This is a genomic window from Streptomyces sp. NPDC058964 (assembly GCF_042741275.1).
Lineage (GTDB): Bacteria > Actinomycetota > Actinomycetes > Streptomycetales > Streptomycetaceae > Streptomyces.
Genome location: NZ_JBHYKH010000834.1, coordinates 1 through 2,399, shown reverse-complemented (window position 1 = coordinate 2,399; position 2,399 = coordinate 1). Strand labels below are relative to the sequence as shown.

Below are 2,399 nucleotides of genomic sequence, written 5' to 3'. Positions count from 1 at the left end.
TGTTTTCGTCTGGTGGGTGGGGGGGGGTTTCAGCCCCTGGTTGTGGGGGTTGTGGCGGGCGCCCCTGGCGGGGTTCATCTAGCACTGGTGGCGGGCGGGGGCGGCGGCGGGCGGCCCCCCCCCACCTCGTGCGGGCGCGGCTCCCGGCTGTGGGCGGTTGCACGAGTCGCGAGTACTCGCGCAACCGGTGTTGTCGGCTCTGGGCCGCCGGCTCAGTGGCCGGTCTCGCCGCCGTTGTCGCGGCGGTCGAGGGCACGCTGGTGGGCGGCTGCGGCGTTCTTGCGGTCGGACTCGCTCGTGCGGGACACGTGGCGGACTCGGCGGCGGACGGTCGTCTCGGCCATGGGAAATCGACTCCTTCGGCAAGCCGGAGTTCGGCAAGGGGGTTACGAGACGCCGGAAGGGGCGGGGAGCGGTGCCGCAGGGGTTGCCTGCACGGGGCCCGGCTCACGACCGCCATTCGCTTGATCGAGCGAGACGTTCGGCTTCTACAAAACTAAAGGAGGGACGCGCTTCTGTCTCCACAATTAGTCGGACTTCCTACTATCTGAGACGGCGGATCGGGCCACACGGCTCTGACCTGCACTTTTGCCCCGCGTCAAAGAACGTCGCCGTTACGCCAGTCGAAGAGCAGCTCTTCGGCGGGGTCGAGCGGGCCGGCCAGCGCCGGCCGCACATAGGTGCTGCCCTCCTCCTCCGGCAGACGGACGATCCCGTCCGGGGAGAGCGCGTGGACGCGACCGGTCCACGGCTGCCAGCCGCGGGCGGCGTAGAGCCTCGCACCGTCGTCGCTCGCGGAGAGCGCGCCGAGGTCGTAGGCCCGGTCGACGAACCGCTCCAGCGCCTCCATCACCCGCCCGCCGAGCCCGTTGCGGCGCACGTCGGGCCGTACGCCGAGGGCCTCGACATGGCCGATCCGCAGCCAGCGTCCACGATGGCGGGCGCGGCGCATCACGACCGCCCCGTGAGCGGCGAGTCCGGCGCCGTCGTGCACCAGGGCGTGGACGCCTCCGAGGCCGTGCTCGAAGTCCTCGTCGCCGAAGTCGCCGTCGAAGGCGCGGTCGAGGAGGGCGCGGACGGCGCGGAGTTCATCGGGGGCGAGGTCGGCGGTGTGGGCGGTGCGCAGACGGACGGTCATGCACCGAGTATCCACCTCAACCTAACCTCCTAAATTCACTTGACCGGTTAGAGATGATCGTGGTGGACTGAACCCATGACCACACACAAGGTCCACCACCGCAGCACGACCGTCCGCGGCCTCGACGTGTACTACCGCGAGGCAGGCCCGGCCGACGCCCCGGTCCTGCTGCTCCTGCACGGGTTCCCCAGCAGCTCGCACATGTTCCGCGACCTGATCCCCCTGCTCACCGACCGCTACCGTGTGATCGCCCCCGACCACATCGGCTTCGGCCGCTCCTCGGCCCCGGCGGCCGCCGAGTTCTCGTACACCTTCGACGAACTGGCCTCGATAGCCGGGGAGTTCACCGAGCAGCTCGGGCTGAAGGAGTACGCCCTCTACATCCAGGACTACGGCGCCCCGATCGGACTGCGTCTGGCGCTGGCCCACCCGGACCGGGTCACCGCGATCGTCACGCAGAACGGCAACGCGTACGAGGAGGGGCTCGGCGCGGAGGCCTGGGCGCCGGTGCTCGCGCTGATCGCGGAGCGGACGCCGGAGACCGAGGCACCGGTGCGGGAGATCAGCGGCCCGGACGGGATCAAGTGGCAGTACCTGCACGGGGTTCCGGACCCGTCACTGGTCAGCCCGGACGCGTACGAGCGCGACGCCGCGGACATGGCCCGGCCCGGCCGGCCGGAGATCCAGCTCGACCTGATCTCCGACTACGGCTCCAACTTCGCCCTGTACCCGGCCTTCCACGAGTACTTCCGCGCCAGTCGGGTCCCGCTGCTCGCCGTCTGGGGCGCGCACGACCAGATCTTCGTCCCGGCCGGCGCACTCGCCTTCCAGCGGGACCTGCCCGAGGCGGAGGTCCACCTTCTTCCCGCCGGGCACTTCGCCCTGGAGACGCACGCGGACCAGATCGCGGAACTCATCCGGGACTTCCTCGGCCGGCGTCTGCCCACTGCCTGAGCGCCTCCCGGAAGCCGTCCGGTTCCTCGACCCACGGCAGGTGCCCGGCACTCGGCAGCACCATCCGGCGCACCCTGGGCAGGGCACGCTCCAAGGAGTCCACGGCCGTGCGGGGGCGGATGTCCCGGGCGCCGTCGACAATCAGCACAGGCACCATGTCCCACAGGCCGTGGCCGCCGTGGCACAGCACCAGCGGGGCCTCTCCCCCGCCCGCACGGACCGCCCACAGCCGTACGCCGTCGTCGGTCTCCGCGGTCTCGCTCTGCGTCGAGGTCATGGGGAGAGTCCGCCCGGACATGGAGTCGGG

Annotated in this window: 4 protein-coding genes; 1 reads left to right on the top strand and 3 read right to left on the bottom strand. The window is 71.1% G+C overall.

The window, feature by feature from the left end; genetic code table 11:
• Nucleotides 1-212: 212 nt before the first annotated feature.
• Both ACFW2E_RS45370 and ACFW2E_RS45365 read right to left on the bottom strand, forming a co-directional pair.
• Nucleotides 213-344 carry a hypothetical protein gene (locus ACFW2E_RS45370; RefSeq protein WP_384477620.1) on the bottom strand — a complete coding sequence of 44 codons (132 nt, stop codon included), beginning with the start codon at nt 342-344 and terminating at the stop codon, nt 213-215.
• Nucleotides 345-598: 254 nt separating this feature from the next.
• Complete coding sequence (locus tag ACFW2E_RS45365; RefSeq protein ID WP_384477618.1) at nt 599-1,138, bottom strand: GNAT family N-acetyltransferase; 540 nt, start codon at nt 1,136-1,138, stop codon at nt 599-601.
• Nucleotides 1,139-1,213: 75 nt separating this feature from the next.
• Between ACFW2E_RS45365 and ACFW2E_RS45360 the strand changes: the two genes are divergently transcribed.
• Nucleotides 1,214-2,092, top strand: a complete 879-nt coding sequence (locus tag ACFW2E_RS45360; protein ID WP_384477615.1) for an alpha/beta fold hydrolase — start codon at nt 1,214-1,216, stop codon at nt 2,090-2,092.
• Here ACFW2E_RS45360 and ACFW2E_RS45355 read toward each other — a convergent pair.
• Nucleotides 2,052-2,399 (bottom strand): alpha/beta fold hydrolase (locus ACFW2E_RS45355; protein ID WP_384477612.1); only part of this gene is annotated, 348 nt, incomplete at its 5' end. The genes ACFW2E_RS45360 and ACFW2E_RS45355 overlap by 41 nt on opposite strands.

Bases quoted from the DNA above. Each gene is read 5' to 3' on its own strand.
- ACFW2E_RS45365 (WP_384477618.1), bottom strand. From the start codon at position 1,138: ATGACCGTCCGTCTGCGCACCGCCCACACCGCCGACCTCGCCCCCGAT.
- ACFW2E_RS45360 (WP_384477615.1), top strand. From the start codon at position 1,214: ATGACCACACACAAGGTCCACCACCGCAGCACGACCGTCCGCGGCCTC.
- ACFW2E_RS45370 (WP_384477620.1), bottom strand. From the start codon at position 344: ATGGCCGAGACGACCGTCCGCCGCCGAGTCCGCCACGTGTCCCGCACG.